Annotated in this window: 10 protein-coding genes; 7 read left to right on the forward strand and 3 right to left on the reverse strand. The window is 68.5% G+C overall.

What is annotated here, in order from left to right; translation table 11 throughout:
- Positions 1-65: 65 nt before the first annotated feature.
- From KIK15_RS07185 to KIK15_RS07195, 3 genes are all read right to left on the reverse strand, one after another.
- Positions 66-1,541, reverse strand: a complete 1,476-nt coding sequence (locus tag KIK15_RS07185; protein WP_214243508.1) for an ABC transporter permease — start codon at positions 1,539-1,541, stop codon at positions 66-68.
- Between the two features lie 299 nt (positions 1,542-1,840).
- Positions 1,841-2,629 (reverse strand): heliorhodopsin HeR, encoded by a 789-nt coding sequence (gene heR, locus KIK15_RS07190; protein WP_214243509.1) that lies wholly within the window; start codon positions 2,627-2,629, stop codon positions 1,841-1,843.
- 476 nt (positions 2,630-3,105) lie between these two features.
- Positions 3,106-6,675, reverse strand: coding sequence for an indolepyruvate ferredoxin oxidoreductase family protein (locus tag KIK15_RS07195; protein WP_214243510.1), 3,570 nt, complete (start codon positions 6,673-6,675; stop codon positions 3,106-3,108).
- A 166-nt stretch (positions 6,676-6,841) separates the two neighbouring features.
- Here KIK15_RS07195 and KIK15_RS07200 point away from each other — a divergent pair, with 166 nt between their 5' ends.
- The 7 genes from KIK15_RS07200 to purH all read left to right on the forward strand — a co-directional run bounded on the left by KIK15_RS07200 (position 6,842) and on the right by purH (position 17,121).
- Positions 6,842-8,482 carry an AMP-binding protein gene (locus KIK15_RS07200; RefSeq protein ID WP_214243511.1) on the forward strand — a complete coding sequence of 547 codons (1,641 nt, stop codon included), beginning with the start codon at positions 6,842-6,844 and terminating at the stop codon, positions 8,480-8,482.
- A complete protein-coding gene (locus KIK15_RS07205) occupies positions 8,476-10,509 on the forward strand; it encodes an acetoacetate--CoA ligase (protein ID WP_374222836.1) in 2,034 nt (677 codons plus the stop codon). The genes KIK15_RS07200 and KIK15_RS07205 overlap by 7 nt, the downstream gene beginning before the upstream one ends.
- A gap of 73 nt (positions 10,510-10,582) precedes the next feature.
- Entirely contained in the window at positions 10,583-11,818 is a 1,236-nt protein-coding gene (locus tag KIK15_RS07210) for an acyl-CoA dehydrogenase family protein (RefSeq protein ID WP_214243512.1), read from the forward strand.
- A gap of 143 nt (positions 11,819-11,961) precedes the next feature.
- Positions 11,962-13,194 carry a DUF5336 domain-containing protein gene (locus tag KIK15_RS07215; RefSeq protein ID WP_214243513.1) on the forward strand — a complete coding sequence of 411 codons (1,233 nt, stop codon included), beginning with the start codon at positions 11,962-11,964 and terminating at the stop codon, positions 13,192-13,194.
- 168 nt (positions 13,195-13,362) lie between these two features.
- Positions 13,363-14,856: a DUF6350 family protein gene (locus KIK15_RS07220; RefSeq protein ID WP_214243514.1), complete on the forward strand. Its 1,494-nt coding sequence runs from the start codon at positions 13,363-13,365 to the stop codon at positions 14,854-14,856.
- Positions 14,857-14,945: 89 nt separating this feature from the next.
- Positions 14,946-15,569, forward strand: coding sequence for a phosphoribosylglycinamide formyltransferase (gene purN / locus KIK15_RS07225; RefSeq protein WP_250324286.1), 624 nt, complete (start codon positions 14,946-14,948; stop codon positions 15,567-15,569).
- Positions 15,562-17,121, forward strand: a complete 1,560-nt coding sequence (gene purH / locus KIK15_RS07230; protein ID WP_307851778.1) for a bifunctional phosphoribosylaminoimidazolecarboxamide formyltransferase/IMP cyclohydrolase — start codon at positions 15,562-15,564, stop codon at positions 17,119-17,121. Before purN ends, purH begins: the two co-directional genes overlap by 8 nt.
- Positions 17,122-17,258: the final 137 nt, after the last annotated feature.

Here is a 17,258-nt window from a genome sequence, read left to right on the forward strand (position 1 = left end):
GTAACGCGGGTGGTCTGTAGCGACCACGGACGGCTGGCCGACGCATCGCGTCGGAAGCGGTGCGATCAGTCCTCGGGGTGTGTCCGGGGACGACGGATCATGCGCTCGACGTTGCGCTCGAGCTCGGCGGTGACGATCGGTCGGCTCGGCATCGATGCGGGGGTGTCCTCGTCGGCCACCGGGATCTCGCCGCTGTCGGTGCGATCGGCCTGCGTCCACTCGTGTGCGCCCGCGCTGAGCACCGCGGTTGCGGCTGAGCTCGACGCGCTGGGCCGCGAGGATGTCGACGGCGTCGGTGACCGGCGCGGAACGAAGCGGCCGGACGCGGGGCGACCGTCCATCTCGGAGTCGAGATACAAAGTGTCCGACTCGGTTTCGGCTTCGGCCAGGGCAGTGTTGGGGTCCTTGTCGGCCGGGTCGGCGAGGCCGAATCGGGCGAGTGTGGCCTCGCGTCGAGCCACGGCGTCTGCGTTCATCTTCGCCTGGGCGACAGCCATCATCGTCGACGTGCCGTTGAGCATTCGACTGAGGTCCTTGGCCTCGCGCCACCGTTTGCCCACCACCGAGGCGATGATCGCGAACGCCAGGTAGCAGCCCATCATCACCCAGCCCTTCCACATCGGCTGGCCGACGCCGTAGACGATCTGTTTGATCTGCTCGGTGATGCCGCCGCCGACGACGAACGGATGCAGGTCTTGGAAGAAGCCGGGCATCATCCACACCGGGTAGGCGGCCCCGGATGACGGAATCGACAGGAATACGAAGATGGCCATGGCGGGCGCGGCTATGAAGCGACCAAAGAAGTAGGCCAGACCGTTCACCGTGAGCCCGACGGTGAAGACCCACGGAATGGAGATGCCGATCAGCTTCCAGACCTCGGCGCCGTGGAAGATCCCGAGGATCGGGCCGGCGATGATGATGGCGATCAGTGACGAGACCACGGCCATGCACGCGATGATGGCGACCCGCAGGCGGTGGCGCAGTCCGTTGCCGAACATGCCGACCATCATGGCCGAGATGTAGCCGCCCACACACCAGGTGAGCATCAGATACATCGAGGACATCCCGTAGGCGTCGTTCTTGGGCAGCGGTGCGAGGTCGGTGATCGCGTAGGGCTGCCCGGCGCGGTCGAACGCGGTCTGGAAGGTGAGTTTGAGCTGCCGGGCTGCCTGGTACTGGTGGCCGCTGGCGATGGTGATCTCGGCCTTGTCGCCCCGAGCAGTGGGGAGTTCGACAGCGGCGGCGGCGGAGCCATCGCGCACCTTGCCGACGGCTTCATCGGCGGTGGTCTCGAACTGGAAGTCGAAGGTTCCCGGCGACGCCTTGCTCAGTTGGGCCGTGAACTGCGACGCCGCCGGAGAGTTGACAATCGTGACCGGCGCGTCTTGGAACTTCGGCGCGTGGAACGCCGCGAGGTACACCGACGCGAACATCGTGACGAACAGCAGCGGCATCCACATCTGCAGCGTGATGACCTGAAGGTTGCCAGGCAACTGGCTGAACTTCGCACGCCAGCGAGCAAGGGTTGACGTCTGTTCCATGAGGCACCTCGACGATCGGAAAAGGGTAAATTGGTTAGCAAAACTACATACTTTGAACAACGATGTGCTGTTGGTATTCCCCTGTCGGTACGTCAGGGGGCTTACCGGTGGACAGACGGGCCGTTCGTACCTCGTCCCACCGCCCGGACCGGCAACGATGTTTGCGTCTTCGACGTTACGGGCGCCAGATGTCGTTTGTGTCGCGAAGTGTCATCGGTTGGTCACGGCACCGCCACTAAGGACGCGCTCGGGCGGCGGTTGGTGCCAGTTCTCGCACGACACCTCGGCGGTGGGTGGGCTCAGCCCGCGAGCGAACCACCGAAGATCTGCCACGCCAGCAACGATTTCGAGACCAGGCTGAGCACGAGATAGGTCTTCTCCCCGAAGGCGTAACTGCGCCACGGGCCGATCTCGCGGTACTGCAACCACTGGTTGACTGCGAAGGTGGAAAAGAAGATCAGCAGTGACACGAAGATGCCGATGACGAACCCGGGCACACCGCTGCCGGCGCCGACGAAGTTCACCACGATGACGATCCACGGCACGGCACCGGCGATGGTCCCGAACCAGAAGGGCAGCATCGTGGTGCGATCGCGACCGGGCGGGTTCGCGCGTTCCTGAAGCCAACCGAACAGGATCATCGCGACGTTCGCGCCGAACACGGCGATCACCGCGTCGATGTTGGTGACGCCGAAGTAGAAGCCGATCATCACGATCATGATCGAGGCGCTCAGCGAGTACTCGATCCAGCGGAACCGGTTGATCCCGCGGCGTAGATCGTTGTCGTAGACGCTGCGACCCACGGTCGCGGTGACGAGGTGGTCGACGGCGGCCAGCGCGAGGAACACCGCGATGGCCGGACCGATGGCCACATCGACCAGACGCTGCGGCGCAGGTGTTGCGGTACCGGGCGGTCCGACCGGGAACGTGGAGGTGACGGTGATGGCGAAACCGTTGGCCAGCAGCAGCACGGCCGCTGCTTGGGCGGCGTGCACAACGGTCAACCCGATGTTCCAGCGCCGCACACCGGCCAGTGCGGCGTCGGTGACGCCGGTGGCGACCGGGGCGGGTCCCGCAGATGACGGCATGACCGCGACGCTACGGCACACCGCCCAGCCATCCTCTGCTGGGACCGACGCCGGAACCGCCCCTGACACCCCGAGATCCGACACCCCGGCGGTACTGGGCGGTTTGCCTGACCGCCCACCGACCGAGGGCGCCCCTGCCGCGTGCACCGGCAGAAAGGTCACCGGGTCGCAACCGGCTATGCCGGGGGCCATTGCGGTACTACTACGCGGTGCTGCAGGGTCCAGACGCATCGGGTCAGTACCCGATCATGGCGTCGAGCAACGACTGCAACCCGGCCTGCGCCGCCGGTACCATCACCTCGAAGATATTGCGCTGGAACGGAAGTGGCTACGTCGGCTGACGTGTCGGGGTGCGTTGTCTTTGCGTGGGCAGAGTTGTCTTAGGCATCGACAGGCTTTTCTCGTGTCACCGCTCGATCACCTGGACCCACCGAGACACCGGGCAGGTGTTCACCACCCATCCGGTGCGATAGGGCTCAGACCCCCAACGCATCTCGCTTCCGTGACAGTTCGTCACGATAGCGCTCGACGTTCGCCATCTTGATCGACTCGTACCCCCGGACCATGTCAGGCAGCTCAGCCAGTGCCACCGCGGCCTCGAGGCGGTCACGATCGATGGCCCCGGACGCCAGCGCCTCGATCAGCCCGTCCACCACGCCGCGGTATTCGACGATCAGGTCGCGTTCGGTGCGACGCACCTGCGCTCGACCGAAGGGGTCGAACCGGGTGCCCCGCAACCTCTTCGCCCGCGCCAGGCCCACGAGCGCCGGGCGCGCCCAGCCGCCCAGTGACAGCTTGTTGCGCATGCCCATCGCCCGCAGGGTCGGCGGATGCAGCCGCACCGCGACCTTCGCGTCGTCGCCGAACTGCTCGGCCACCTGCGCTGAGAACGCGGGATCGCACGTCAGGCGAGCTACCTCGTACTCGTCTTTGTAGGCCATCAGCTTGAACAGATTACGGGCCACAGCCAAACTCAGACTCGATGTGCCACATACTCTCTCGGCGTCAAGGACCCGCGCGACGTCATCGACGTAGCGGCGTGCGTATCGCTGATCCTGGTAGGCGATCAGCTCGTCGGTGCGCACCAGGAGGGCATCGCGCAGCTCCTCAGGCAGCCCGCCGAGCCGATCGACCATGCTGACCGCGACGGCCGATGGCTCGCAGGTGGTGTCGGCCGGGTGAAGCGCGGCGATCGCAGCCCGCAACGACTCCGGGTCGGCCACCACCTGACGTCCGCGTCGGAACGCCTGGATGTTGGCGTCCACGGCCACCCCGTTGACCTCGATGGCCTGTTCGATGGCCGACACCGAGATGGGCATCGACCCCGTCTGCACCGCGGCACCCACCATCATCATGTTGGCCGACTGCTCGTCACCGAACAGTGCGGTGCTCAGCTGCGCCGGATCCAGATACACTGCGCGCGAACTGTTTTCGTCGATCCGCTGATGGATGGCGGTGGCGGCGGGAAATCCCACCGAGGTGTCGACCACCATCGCCCCGGTCGGGATCTCGCTGGTCGAGACCACCGCGACGGTGCGGTCGGCGGTGGCCACCTTCAGGTGCACCGGGTCGGTGGCCACCAGCGGATCGCAGGCCAGGTACAGGTCGCAGTCGCCAGTGGCGATCTTGGCGGCCTGCTCCACCCGGTGCCCGGTCGGGCCGGCGGTGACCTTCAGATCGCTGACCACCGCCCCGCCCTTCTGAGCCAGGCCGGTCATGTCGACGGTGCGGGCGTCGTGACCGTCGATGACTGCGGCGGTGGCCAGGATCTGATTGACCGTCACCACACCGGTGCCGCCGATGCCGGTGACACGTAGCCGGAAGCCGTTGGGCAACAGAGCCGTCGATCGTGGGGCCGGTATCGCGTCGGCGGCCAGATCGGCCACCACCGCACGAGCGGTGCCGGTCCGATCAGGCGTCTGACCGGGTGTGACGGTGACGAACGACGGGCAGTCGCCGTTGAGGCACGACAGATCCACATTGCAGGAACTCTGGTCGATGCGGGTCTTGCGGCCGAACTCGGTGGCCACCGGATGCACCGACAGGCAGCTCGACTTCTCGCCGCAGTCGCCGCAGCCCTCGCAGATGCGTTCGTTGATCATCACGCGCTGGGTGGCCACCGGGTAGTCGCCCCGCTTGCGCTTACGGCGCTTCTCGGCGGCACAGTGCTGGTCGTGGATGAGGACGGTGACGCCGGCGACCGCGGCCAGCTCACGTTGCACCGCGAGGGTGTCGTCACGGTGGCGAACCTGCACACCGCTGGGAAGACCAAGGGCGGCAGTTCGTTTCGGATCGTCGCTGGTGATCACGATGCGCGCCACCCCTTCGGCCTGCAGCAGCGCGGCCAGTTCGGGTAGGCCGCGTGCACCCACCGCGTCTTGTCCGCCGGTCATGGCGACGGTGCCGTTGTAGAGCAGTTTGTAGGTCACGTTCGATCCGGCGGCCACCGACGCGCGCAGCGCCAGCGAGCCCGAATGCATGAACGTCCCGTCGCCGAGGTTCTGCACGAAGTGTTTCTCGTCGACGAAGGGCGCCATCCCCAGCCACTGGGTGCCCTCGCCGCCCATCTGGGTGACTCCGGTGATGTCGCCGACCTGCGCTGGGTCCATCAGCAACACCATTGCATGGCAACCGATCCCGGCGCCGACCAGGGTGTCGGGGGAGACCTTGGTGGCGCTGTTGTGTGGGCATCCGGAGCAGAAGAACGGGCTGCGCACGGCCAGCGGGAGATCGATACGGACCCGACGGCGATTGCGTCGATCGAGCCAGGTGCGGGCCGCGTCCATCCCGGGATGTCGTGAGAGTCGTTGCGCCAGGCCCACGGTCACCGCGTCTACGTCCAGCTCACCGAATCGGGAGAACAACGTGGAGCCGTCCTCGTGTTCTTTGCCCACGATCCGGCCGATGGTTCCCGCCCGGGCCCGGTCGAACAGGATCTCGCGCATCATCGTCTCGATGAAGTCGCGCTTCTCCTCCACGACAATCACCTCGTCGAGACCGTCGACGAACTGATCGAGGATGGAGCGTTCGAAGGGGTAGACCATGCCCAGCTTGAGGATTCGGATTCCCAGCGCCCTGAGGTCGGCATCGGAGATGCCGATCAGCCGCAGCCCCTCGCGAACATCGAGGTAGGTCTTGCCCGCGGCGACGATGCCGATGCGGTCGTCGCCGCTGCGCACCACGATGCGGTTGAGGCCGTTGAGCCGCGCGTATTCCAATGCCCGCGGCTTGCGTATGGTCAGCTGATTCTGTTCGAGCTCCATCAGGTTGGCGCCCAACAGTTTTCCGCTCGGGATGTGTGGGCTGGTTCCGAGGTCGCCGTAGACCGGTGAGATCCGATCGGGGGCGAGGACCGCGGTGGAGGCGCCGTCGGCGACGTGCGCGGAGATCTTCAACGCCGTCCACAGTCCCGACACCCGTGACATCAGCGCCGCGTGTACGCCGAAGTCGAGGATGTCCTGGGACTCGGCCGGGTACAGCGTGGGCAGATACAGGTCGGCCAGCGACATCTCCGATGCACACGGAACCGTCGAGCTCTTGGCGCCCGGGTCGTCGCCGACGAGCGCCACCGCGCCGCCGCGATGATGTGTGCCGATGAGGTTGGCGTGGCGCAGGGCGTCGGTGGCGCGGTCGAGTCCGGGTGCCTTGCCGTACCAGTAACCGACCACACCGTCGCGCGGATGGCCGTCGGCGTCGGGGGCCAGGTGGGCCACGCGGGCCGCCACCTGCGAACCCATGATGGCGGTGGCGGCGAGTTCCTCGTTGAGGGCGGGGCGGTGCACCACGTCGAGACCGTCGAGGTGGCGTCGCCGTCGAGCGATCTCGAGGTCGTAACCGGCCAGCGGTGACCCCTCGTACCCGGATATGAACGACCCGGTGCGCAACCCGGCGGCCCGATCGAGGCGGGCGCGGTCGGCGACCATGCGGACCAGCGCGGCGATGCCCGACAGATAGATCGAGCCGTCGGTACGGGTGTAGCGGTCGTCGAGTGAGAACGGCTCCGAACTCTGACGATTCGAGGCGGGTCGATCGGGGGCGAGGGTCATGGGGTCACCTGGACTTCTCTGGGTTCGGGCCCCCGGGGGTGGTGGGTGGCGCGAAACGATGTGGATTTGTGTCCTCAACCCTAGCGTCTGCTGAGACGTGGAGCACATCTGCCGCGCACTGTGATCCAGCTGTCACAAGCGCCTCGGGGCGGTCATGATGGACGTCATGACAACCGTCGATGCCGCCGTTGCCGCGCACACCCGTGGACCCGACTCCCCGCCGCTGCTCACCGACACCATCGGCGCTGTACTGGCCGCCACCGCCGCCCGGGTGCCGCAGCGCGACGCCCTCGTCGACCGCGCGTCGGGCGTTCGGCTCACCTACGCCGAGTTCCACACCGCGGTGCGTGGGCTGGCTGCCGGCCTGCTGCGCGGTGGCCTGCGACCCGGTGACCGACTGGGTCTGTGGTCGCCCAACCGCCACGAGTGGGTACTGGTGCAGTACGCGACCGCCGAGATCGGCGTCGTGTTGGTCACCCTCAACCCCGCCTACCGGCAAGCCGAGCTGGAGTACGCACTCAACCAGTCCGGGGCGAGCGTGGCGGTGGCAGCGCCGTCGTTCAAGGACTCCGACTACGCCGCGATGCTCGACACCGCGCGTGCGGCGTGTCCGGCCCTGCGCGAGGTGATCGTGTTCGATTCCCCCGACTGGGCGCAGCTGACCGCGACGCCGACCGCCGAGGAACTGCAGCAGGTGGCCGACATCGCCGCCGGTCTGCACCACGACGACCCGATCAACATCCAGTACACCTCGGGTACAACGGGTTTCCCCAAGGGTGCCACCCTCACCCACGCCAACATCGGCAACAACGGCTACGTCGTGGGGTCGTTGCTCGGCTACACCGAGACCGACCGGATCTGTCTGCCGGTGCCGTTCTATCACTGCTTCGGGATGGTGATGGGCAACCTTGCGGCCACCTCGTGTGGGGCCGCGATGGTGATCCCCGCACCCGCTTTCGATCCGGCGGCCACGCTGGCCGCGGTCAGTGACGAACGCTGCACCAGCCTCTACGGGGTGCCCACGATGTTCATCGCCGAACTCGCCCTGCTCGATCGCGTCGACGCTGCGAACTACGACCTGAGCAGCCTGCGGACCGGGATCATGGCCGGCTCGCCATGCCCGGAACACGTTATGCGCCAGGTGGTCTCGCGGATGCACATGCCCGAGGTGTCCATCTGCTACGGGATGACCGAGACCTCGCCGGTGTCCACCCAGACCCGGGTCGACGATCCCCTGCACCGCCGGGTCGCCACCGTGGGACGAGTGGGTCCACACCTGGAGATCAAGGTCGTCGACGCCGACGGTGCCACTGTTCGTCGCGGTGACACCGGTGAACTGTGCACCCGGGGATACAGCGTCATGGCCGGCTATTGGGGCGAGCCGGAGAAGACCGCAGCCGTGCTCGACGACGACGGTTGGATGCACACCGGCGCCCTCGCCGTCATCGACGACGAGGGCTACGTCTGTATCACCGGGCGCATCAAGGACATGGTCATCCGCGGCGGGGAGAACATCTATCCGCGCGAGATCGAGGAGTTCCTCTACACCCACCCCGACATCCTCGACGCCCAGGTGATCGGGGTGCCCGACGAACGCTACGGCGAGGAGCTGATGGCGTGGGTGCGCCTGCGTGAGGGATCAGCGGAACTGACTGCAGAATCGTTGCGCGAGTTCGCGACCGGCCAGATCGCGCGGCACAAGATCCCGAAGTACGTGCACGTGGTCGACGAGTTCCCGATGACGGTCACCGGTAAGGTGCGCAAGGTGGCCATGCGGGAACAAGCGACGGAGATGCTGGGATTGTGAACAACGACGTGGATCGGCGAGCCGAGACCGACGCCCGCCGGCTGGCGGCCTTCACCGACTTCGCGGCGTCGCTGCCCGACGGGGTGGGCCCGGACTACGACAGTGTCTGGCGGTGGTCGGTCGACGACCCGGCCGCGTTCTGGCGTGCGGTGTGGGAGCACTCCGGGATCCGTAACCGCGCCGCCACCCCGCTCGGCGACGCCGACACCGACGTGTTGGCCAGTCGCGACATGCCCGGCACCCGCTGGTTTCGGGGGGTGGAGCTCAACTACGTCGACCTGATCCTCGATCATGCTGCGCACCACGGTGATCGAGACCCGCAGCGCCCCGCCATCATCGCCGTCGACGAGACCGGGACCCGGACGGTCATCACCTGGGGTGAGTTGCCCGGGCGCGTCGGTGCCACCGCTGCGGCTCTGCGCGCGGCCGGGGTGAGCGCCGGCGACGTGGTCGTCGCCTACCTGCCCGACGTCGCCGATGCCGTGACGGCCTTCCTGGCGACTGCGAGCCTGGGCGCCCTGTGGTCGGCGTGCGGTGCCGACTACGCCCCCGATGGGGCCGCCGCCCGACTGGGACAGCTCGACCCCACCGTGCTGGTGGTGGCCAACGGTTATCGGTTCAACGGTTCCTGGGTGGACAAGCGTGGGGACGCAACCGAACTCGCTGCCGCCATCGACTCGGTGAGCACGGTGATCACCATCGCCGAGCCCGGCGGGCCGGATTTCTCCGGCGACCTGGCCGGGCGCACGGTGCTGGCCATGGCCGACATCGTCGCCACCCCGGTGGCCCCGGAGCCGGTGGCGGTGGCCTTCGACCATCCGCTGTGGGTGATGTTCTCCTCCGGCACCACCGGCAAGCCCAAGGGCATCGTGCACGGCCACGGCGGGGTGACCCTGGAGTTGGTCAAGTCGATGACCCTGCACGCGGGGTTGGGGCGCGCGGACCGCTTCTTCTGGCACACCGCGCTGAGCTGGATGATGTGGAACTACCGCACCAGTGGATTGCTCTGTGGCGCAACAATTGTCAGCTACAGCGGACATCCGCTGCACCCGAGTGCCGACCGGTTGTGGGAGATCGTGGAATCCGAGCGGGTCACCTACTTCGGTACCAGCCCCGGGCACCTGCAGGCCTCCCGCAAAGCCGGCCTCACCCCGGGCGCCACGCGTGACCTCGCCGCGTTGACCACCGTCGGCAGCACCGGCTCCACGCTGGTCCCCGATCTGTTCGAGTGGGTGACCGACCATGTCGGGGTGACCGTCTCCTCGATCAGCGGTGGCACCGACGTGTCGACCGCGTTCGCCGGCGGGTCGGTGGGCGTGCCGGTGGTGCCCGGCGAGTTGTCGGTGCGCTATCTCGGTGTCGACCTGCACAGCTGGTCGCCGCAGGGTCGCGACCTCGTCGGCGAGGTGGGCGAGATGGTCATCACCACCCCGATGCCCTCGATGCCGGTGTCGTTCTGGCGCGATGGCGACGGCACGCGATACCGCAGTGCCTACTTCGATCACGAGTGGACCGGCCGTGGTGTGGTGCCCAATGTGTGGCGCCACGGCGACTGGGTGACCCTGACCGACCGCGGCTCGGTGATCATCCACGGACGCAGCGATGCGACGTTGAACCGCAACGGTATTCGGATGGGGTCGGCCGACATCTACGAGGTGGTCGAGGCCATCGACGAGATCGCCGAGGCGTTCGTGGTCGGGGTGGACGGCCCCGACGGCGCCTACTGGATGCCGTTGTTCGTCACCCTCGTCCCCGCCGCCGCCGCCCGACACGACGATGCGACGCTTGATCCAGACCTGGTGTCGCGCATCCGAACCGACATCCGGGCGCGGCTGTCGCCGCGGCATGTGCCCGACGAGGTGATCCTCGCGCCCGGTATCCCGCACACCCGGACCGGTAAGAAGCTGGAGGTGCCGATCACCGGCATCCTGGCCGGCCGCACGGACGTGTCCCTGGATCCCCGCTCGGTCGACGACGCCTCGCTGATCGACTGGTACGCCGCCCGCGGCGCCGACCACTCGTGGTGAGCCGACCCCAGAGTTGAAACCATCGCGGTCCCAAGGGGTCACACGGCCCCGCACCCCTGGTGACATGACCGCCATGACATCCACACTCAATTCCACACTCACCGTCGACCGGTCCGACTGGGCCACCACCACACCCACCGACGCCGCCGGCTGGATCGCACGCGCCCACGAGGTGGCCGCGATCCTCGCCGCCGATGCGGTGGAACGCGATCGGGCCGGCGCCGCACCGCACGCCGAGGTCGACCTGCTCAAACAATCCGGCCTGGTCACCCTGCTCGGGCCGGTGGAGCACGGCGGCGGCGGACAGAACTGGGTCACCGCCTACCAGGTGATCCGCGCGGTCGCGACCGGCGACGGCTCCATCGGCCAGCTGCTGGGTTATCACCTGCTGTGGTTCTGGGCGGCGCGCCTGGTGGGTACCCGCGAGCAGATCGAGGCGGTGGAAACCGCGGCCACACAGAACAAGTGGTTCTTCGGCGGGGCGGTCAACCCGCGTGATGCCGACGTGGTCATCACCGACAACGGCGACACCATCAGCTACAACGGGCGCAAGTCGTTCTCCACCGGATCGGGGATCTCCGACGTCACCGTGCTCGAAGGGGTGTTGGAGGGCACCGACAAGCACATCTTCGCCATCGTCCCGAGCAACAGCGACGGACTCGTCTTCCACGACGACTGGGACAACCTCGGCCAGCGCCTCACCCAAAGCGGCAGCGTCACCATCGACAACGTCACCACCGACTGGGCGTCGGCCGCGGGATACGTCGACAAGGTCTTCACCCCGCGCGTCTACAACACCCTCAACGTCCCGATCATCCAGTTGGTGTTCGTCAACTTCTACCTCGGCATCGCCCGCGGCGCGCTGGAGACCGCGGTGGACTACACCCGATCCACCACGCGGCCCTGGCTGCACGGCGGCCACGAGCGCGCGACCGACGAGCCGTACGTGATCGACACCTACGGCGACCTGCTGAGCAAGTTGTGGGCGGTCGAGGCGCTCGCCGACGCCGTGGCGGCCGAGCAGCAGATCATCCACGACAACGCCTGGGACGTGACCGCCGAGGAACGCGGCGTGCACGAGGTGCGGGTGGCGGCGGTCAAAGCCCAGGCGACCGACGTGGCGCTGGACATCACCACCCGGATCTTCGAGGTGACTGGCGCGCGCGCCACCGCCTCGTCGGTGGGGCTGGATCTGTTCTTCCGCAACGTCCGCACTCACTCGCTGCACGACCCGGTGGCCTACAAGCGGCGCGAGGTGGGCCGCCACCTTCTCGTCGGTGAGCTGCCCGAACCCACCTGGTACAGCTGATCGGCCCGTGGCAACCCCCCCACGCCGGGCGTGGGGGGTTGCCAGAGGTCGCAGGTAGGTTAGCGTGGACAACTGAGATTGCCGGTCGGACGTCAGGGACGTGAGATCGGCGACTGCCAGCGCTTACACCGTGAGGAGACACGATGACGTATCAGTCCGGCGGACCTTCCTACTCGCCCGGTGGCGAGGGCGGGTCGGAGCAGGCGCAACAGGGCTATGGCTCCTACCCGCAGCAGGGTCAGGCCGGCTACGGCCAGTACGGATCGGGCCAGCACGGCTACGCGCAGCCAGGCCAGGGTCAGCAGGCCGCCCCGCAGCAGGGGTACGGCCAGCAGGGGTACGGCGAGCAGGGCTACGGTCAGCAGCAGGCCGCTCAGGGCTATGGTCAGCAGGGCTACGGCCAGCAGGCCGCCCCCCAGCAGGGGTACGGCCAGCAGTACGGCGGCTACCCGCAGCAGGGGTATGGCCAGCAGGGCTACGGGCAGCCCGCACCCGCGCCCAAGCCGCCTCGCCAGGGCCTACCTGCCGAGATCACCACCTATCTCACCTACGGCGTCGGCGCACTCGGCCTGATCAACCTGTTCCTCGGTTTCGTCACCGGGTGGAAGTACGACGGCGCTGCGGAATACGGTGGCGCCGACGGCCAATCGGTCTTCAACACGAGCGGCAGCTCGGCGGTGGTGGTCCTGGCTGCGGCCGGTCTCATCGCGCTCGCGACATTGCTGCCCAAGTTCACCTCGTCCACCTACAGCCCGATCGTCGCCGGTCTCTCGGTCACGGGTCTGCTGGTGTCGGCCTTCCTGCTGGTGACGGTGCCCGGTGCGGCCAGCGCGGGGATCGGCCTCATCCTTGTGCTGGTATTCGCCCTCATCCAGACTGCGGTCGCGATCACCTGGCTGCTGGTCGACGGCGGTGTCCTCAAGACTGCGCCGGCCGACGGCGCGACTGCGACGCCGACCGCAGACTCCACTTCTGCGGCCGCTACCGCGACCGCCTACCCGAGCACCACCGATGCTGCCGCTGCGCAGAACCAGTCAGCGGCCTACGGCTACGGACAGGCCGGCCAGCAGGCTGATGCCGCCGGTTCGGCCGCCGCCTACGGGCAGGGGTACGGCTCGTCGGCGTCCTACGGATCGGCGGAGAGCTACCAGCAGCACGCCGGCTACCAGCAGTCCGGATATCAGACACCGGCCACCCCGACCCCGGCCGCCGCTCCCACACCGTCCACCCCGACCCCGACCCCGGCCGCACCCAGCGCGTCGGCGGAGTCGGCCGGTGCCGCAGGGCTGCCCACCGCAGGCGAGCAGTCCTCAGCCCCCTCGGCGTACGACGCCACCACGGCGTTCCCCAGCCAGGAGAAGAAGTCCGGACAGTAGCCGGATCGAGCATTCGACTGAGCCCCGTCACCGTCAGGTGGCGGGGTTCGTCGTTGCTGCCGGTCACGACTCGCGGTCGGTCACAACTGGCCCGGTCGGTCACAACACGGCGGTGGTGCGGCGCGCCTGATTCCGGGCACGCGCCGCAGATGTCACCCTCGATGGACAATGGCTGTGTCGACCGATGAGTCCCTTTCCACCCGCCTGCGCGAGCTGCGACGCGTGCAGCGCTCCGCTGCCGCGCGCACCGTCAGCTCGACGCGCGAGCTGGTGGTGGTCGCCTTCGGGGTGCCGGTTGCGGTGTTCCTACTGGTCGCGGTGGTCGCGCTGCTCACCCTGGTCACCGCCGACGGCGACCTGACCGGGCTCACCGCGGCCATCGGTGCCATCTGGCTCGCGGTTCATCAGGTACCGCTGTCGGTGTCGGAGGTGACCATCGGGGTCCTTCCGCTGGCCCCGACCATCGCGGTGGTCGCCGCGGTGGCCCGGATGACCGCGAGCGCCGCGCGGGGGCGCACCCCCGACGAGTTGCGCGCCGTGGTGGGCGCGGCAGTGGGTGGCCCGCTGGTGTTGACCGTGTTGGCCTCGGCGTTGGTGATGGACGGGTCGTCGGCGGTCACCGTACGGGCACCCAACGTGGCCCTTGCGCTGGCGTGCACGGCAGCGGTGCACGGGCTGGGTGCGGTCATCGGGGTGGCGCGTGGCCGTGGCCGGGCGATCGCGCAGCGCCTCGGGCTTCCCGACTGGGCGCCGACCGCGGTGCGCAGCGCCGGCTGCGGGCTGGCCGGACTGTTCGGCGTGGCCGCCGCCGTGGTCCTGGTGCGGCTGATGATCAACATCGACGGTGTCGGTGCGGTGATCGAGTCCGGTGGCGGGGTGGCCGGTGCTCTGGGGCTCACCCTGCTGTCGATCCTCTACCTCCCCAACGTCGTCATCGGCGCCGCGGGCCTGCTGGTCGGGGCGCAGGTCCACGTCGGCGCGGCCGGCGGGGACCTCTTCTCCGCGCACGGCGGCGCCGTGCCGCCGCTGCCGATCCTGGCCGTGTTGCCCGTCAGCGGTGGCCCGGGAGCGGCGCTGATGCTGCTCACCGGGGTGGTCGCCATCATCGTCGGTCGGTCGGCCCGGCACGTAGATCCCACCCGCGCCACCCGGACCGTGGCCGTCACCGCCGCAGTGGCCGCGACCGTTGTGGTGGTGCTGTCGTGGTTGGCCGGTGGGTCACTCGGCGAGCTCGGTTCGGCGGGTGTCGCAGTGCCTGCCGCGGGCGTCTACACCTTCGCCTGGTTCGCAGTGGTGGGAATGCTGGTGGTGCTGGTGCACGGCTTGATGCCCGCCACCCGTCGGAGCCGCACCGGGAGCACCACCGAACGCGGTGAGCCCGACGGTGACGTCGCTGCCGCCACCCCCGAGCCGGTCGAGATCCCAGCCGCCGCCGAGAATCCCGCTGCCGACATCCCGACCGATGACATCCCTGCCGACGACATCCCTGCCGACGACATCCCTGCCGACGACATCCCGACCGACGGCGACGCCGAGGACGAACCGCCGGTGGCTGCAGGCGCTGTGCCCACCGAGCCCGCGCCGGGTCCGCGTCTGGAGGACCGTGCGCCGCCATCGACCGTGCGGGCACCAGCATCTGAGGTGTTCGGCCGCGCCTACTGATCTCCGGCGCGCCGGGGCACCGATCGCACCGATCGCCATGCCCACTAGGGTTGAGACCGTACTCATCCCCACCCGCGAGGAGCCGGTTGTTGAACGCGTCGCCCGAGGCCAGCGCCACCCTGGTCGTGTTGGCGTCCGGGTCGGGCACACTGCTCGCCGCGCTGCTCGCCGCCACCGCCGCACCGGAGTTCGGGGCGCGGGTCGTGGCAGTCGTGGTCGACCGTGAGTGCCCGGCGAGGGGTGTCGCCGAGCGCGCCGGCGTAGCGACCCACGTGATCCCGCTGTCAGATTTCGCCGACCGGCCCGCCTTCGATCGGGCCCTGACCGATGTGGTGGGGTCGTGTGCGCCGAGCCTGATCGTGACGGCGGGTTACATGAAGATCCTCGGACCGGCGTTCCTCGCCCGCTTCGGCGGCTCGATCATCAACTCCCATCCGGCGCTGCTGCCGTCGTTCCCGGGGGCGAGCGCGGTGGCCGATGCCCTCGCGCACGGGGTGAAGGTGACCGGGGCGACGGTCCACCTCGTCGACGACGGCGTGGACACCGGCCCCATCCTCGCGCAGGCGCCCGTGGTGGTCTCCGATGACGACGACGAGGTCACCCTGCATGAGCGCATCAAGTCCGTCGAGCGTGTGCTGCTGGTTCAGGTGGTATCCGCATGTGTCACCAAAGGTGTTGTCTGCCAAGGACGAAAGGCCCGTTTCCGTGAGTGAGTCCACCCGCATCCCCATCCGCCGCGTACTGATCAGCGTGTACGACAAGTCCGGTCTGGTCGAGTTGGCCGCCGCGCTGTCGGCGGCCGGGGTGCAGATCGTGTCCACCGGGTCCACCGCCAAGACCATCGCCGGGGCCGGAGCGACGGTGGTGGAGGTGTCGGAGGTGACCGGGTTCCCCGAGTGCCTCGACGGGCGGGTCAAGACCCTGCATCCGCGGGTGCACGCGGGCATCCTGGCCGACTCGCGTAAGCCATCGCACCGAGATCAGTTGGTTGAGTTGGGCGTCGAGCCGTTCGACCTGGTGGTCGGCAATCTCTATCCCTTCGCTGCCACGGTCGCCTCGGGAGCGGGGTTCGACGACTGTGTGGAGCAGATCGACATCGGCGGTCCCTCGATGGTGCGGGCAGCGGCCAAGAACCATCCCTCGGTCGGGGTGATCGTGGACCCGGCTGACTATCCAGCGGTGATCGCTGCGGTGGCGGCTGGCGGCTTCACCCTGGCGGAGCGAACCACGTTGGCAGCCAAGGCATTCGCGCACACCGCCGAATACGACGTGGCGGTGGCCGGGTGGCTGGCTGCGGCTCAGGCCGGCGACGGCGAGCCGGCGGGATGGCTGGGTCGCACCGCGACCCTGGCGGCCCCGCTGCGGTACGGCGAGAACCCGCATCAGAGCGCCGCGCTCTACGTCGACACCGACGCCGCCTCGGGCGGGCTGGCGCGGGCGCAGCAGCTGCACGGCAAGGAGATGAGCTACAACAACTACACCGACACCGACGCGGCGTGGCGGGCGGCCTACGACTTCGACCGGCCGGCGGTGGCGATCATCAAGCACGCCAACCCATGTGGCATCGCAGTGGCCGACGACGTCGCCGCCGCCCACCGCAAGGCGCACGAGTGTGATCCGGTGAGTGCCTACGGCGGGGTGATCGCCACCAACACCGAGGTGAGCGTGGAGATGGCCGAGCAGGTGGCCGAGATCTTCACCGAGGTGATCGTGGCCCCGGGCTTCGCCGACGGTGCGCTGGGGGTGCTGGAGCGCAAGAAGAACATCCGAATCCTGTTGGCCGAGCCGCCGTCTCGGGTGAGCAGTGAGCTGCGACAGATCTCCGGTGGATGGTTGCTGCAGCAGCGCGATGCCATCGACGCCCAGGGTGACGACCCGGCCGGGTGGCAGCTCGCGGCCGGTCCCGCCGCCGACGCCGCCACGCTCGCCGACCTCGAGTTCGCTTGGCGTGCGTGCCGGTCGGTGAAGTCCAACGCCATCCTGCTCGCCGCCGACGGCGCATCGGTCGGGGTGGGGATGGGTCAGGTGAATCGGGTCGATTCGGCGCAGCTGGCGGTGCGACGGGCGGGGGAGCGCGCCCGCGGGAGTGTTGGTGCCTCCGATGCGTTCTTCCCGTTTCCCGACGGCCTACAGGTGCTCACCGCAGCCGGCGTGCGCGCCGTGGTGGCACCGGGCGGATCCATCCGGGACAATGAGGTGATCGCGGCGGCTGCCGATGCCGGGATCACGCTGTATCTCGCTGGGGCGCGTCACTTCGCGCACTGAGCGGACGTACAGTTCACGAAGTTCAAGCATCGATGTGATGTAATGATGTGCACGCTCGCAGCCGGGGGGCTGACGAGCTCGGGGGACGACTCGTTTCGGGGGAAACATGTCACGAGGGACGCTGTTGTCGGCGGGGC

This window comes from Williamsia sp. CHRR-6, assembly GCF_018474015.1.
In the GTDB taxonomy this organism is placed as follows: Bacteria; Actinomycetota; Actinomycetes; order Mycobacteriales; family Mycobacteriaceae; genus Williamsia_A.

Bases quoted from the DNA above. Each gene is read 5' to 3' on its own strand.
- heR (WP_214243509.1), bottom strand. From the start codon at position 2,629: ATGCCGTCATCTGCGGGACCCGCCCCGGTCGCCACCGGCGTCACCGAC.
- KIK15_RS07215 (WP_214243513.1), top strand. From the start codon at position 11,962: ATGACGTATCAGTCCGGCGGACCTTCCTACTCGCCCGGTGGCGAGGGC.
- KIK15_RS07220 (WP_214243514.1), top strand. From the start codon at position 13,363: ATGGCTGTGTCGACCGATGAGTCCCTTTCCACCCGCCTGCGCGAGCTG.
- KIK15_RS07185 (WP_214243508.1), bottom strand. From the start codon at position 1,541: ATGGAACAGACGTCAACCCTTGCTCGCTGGCGTGCGAAGTTCAGCCAG.
- KIK15_RS07210 (WP_214243512.1), top strand. From the start codon at position 10,583: ATGACATCCACACTCAATTCCACACTCACCGTCGACCGGTCCGACTGG.
- KIK15_RS07195 (WP_214243510.1), bottom strand. From the start codon at position 6,675: ATGACCCTCGCCCCCGATCGACCCGCCTCGAATCGTCAGAGTTCGGAG.
- KIK15_RS07200 (WP_214243511.1), top strand. From the start codon at position 6,842: ATGACAACCGTCGATGCCGCCGTTGCCGCGCACACCCGTGGACCCGAC.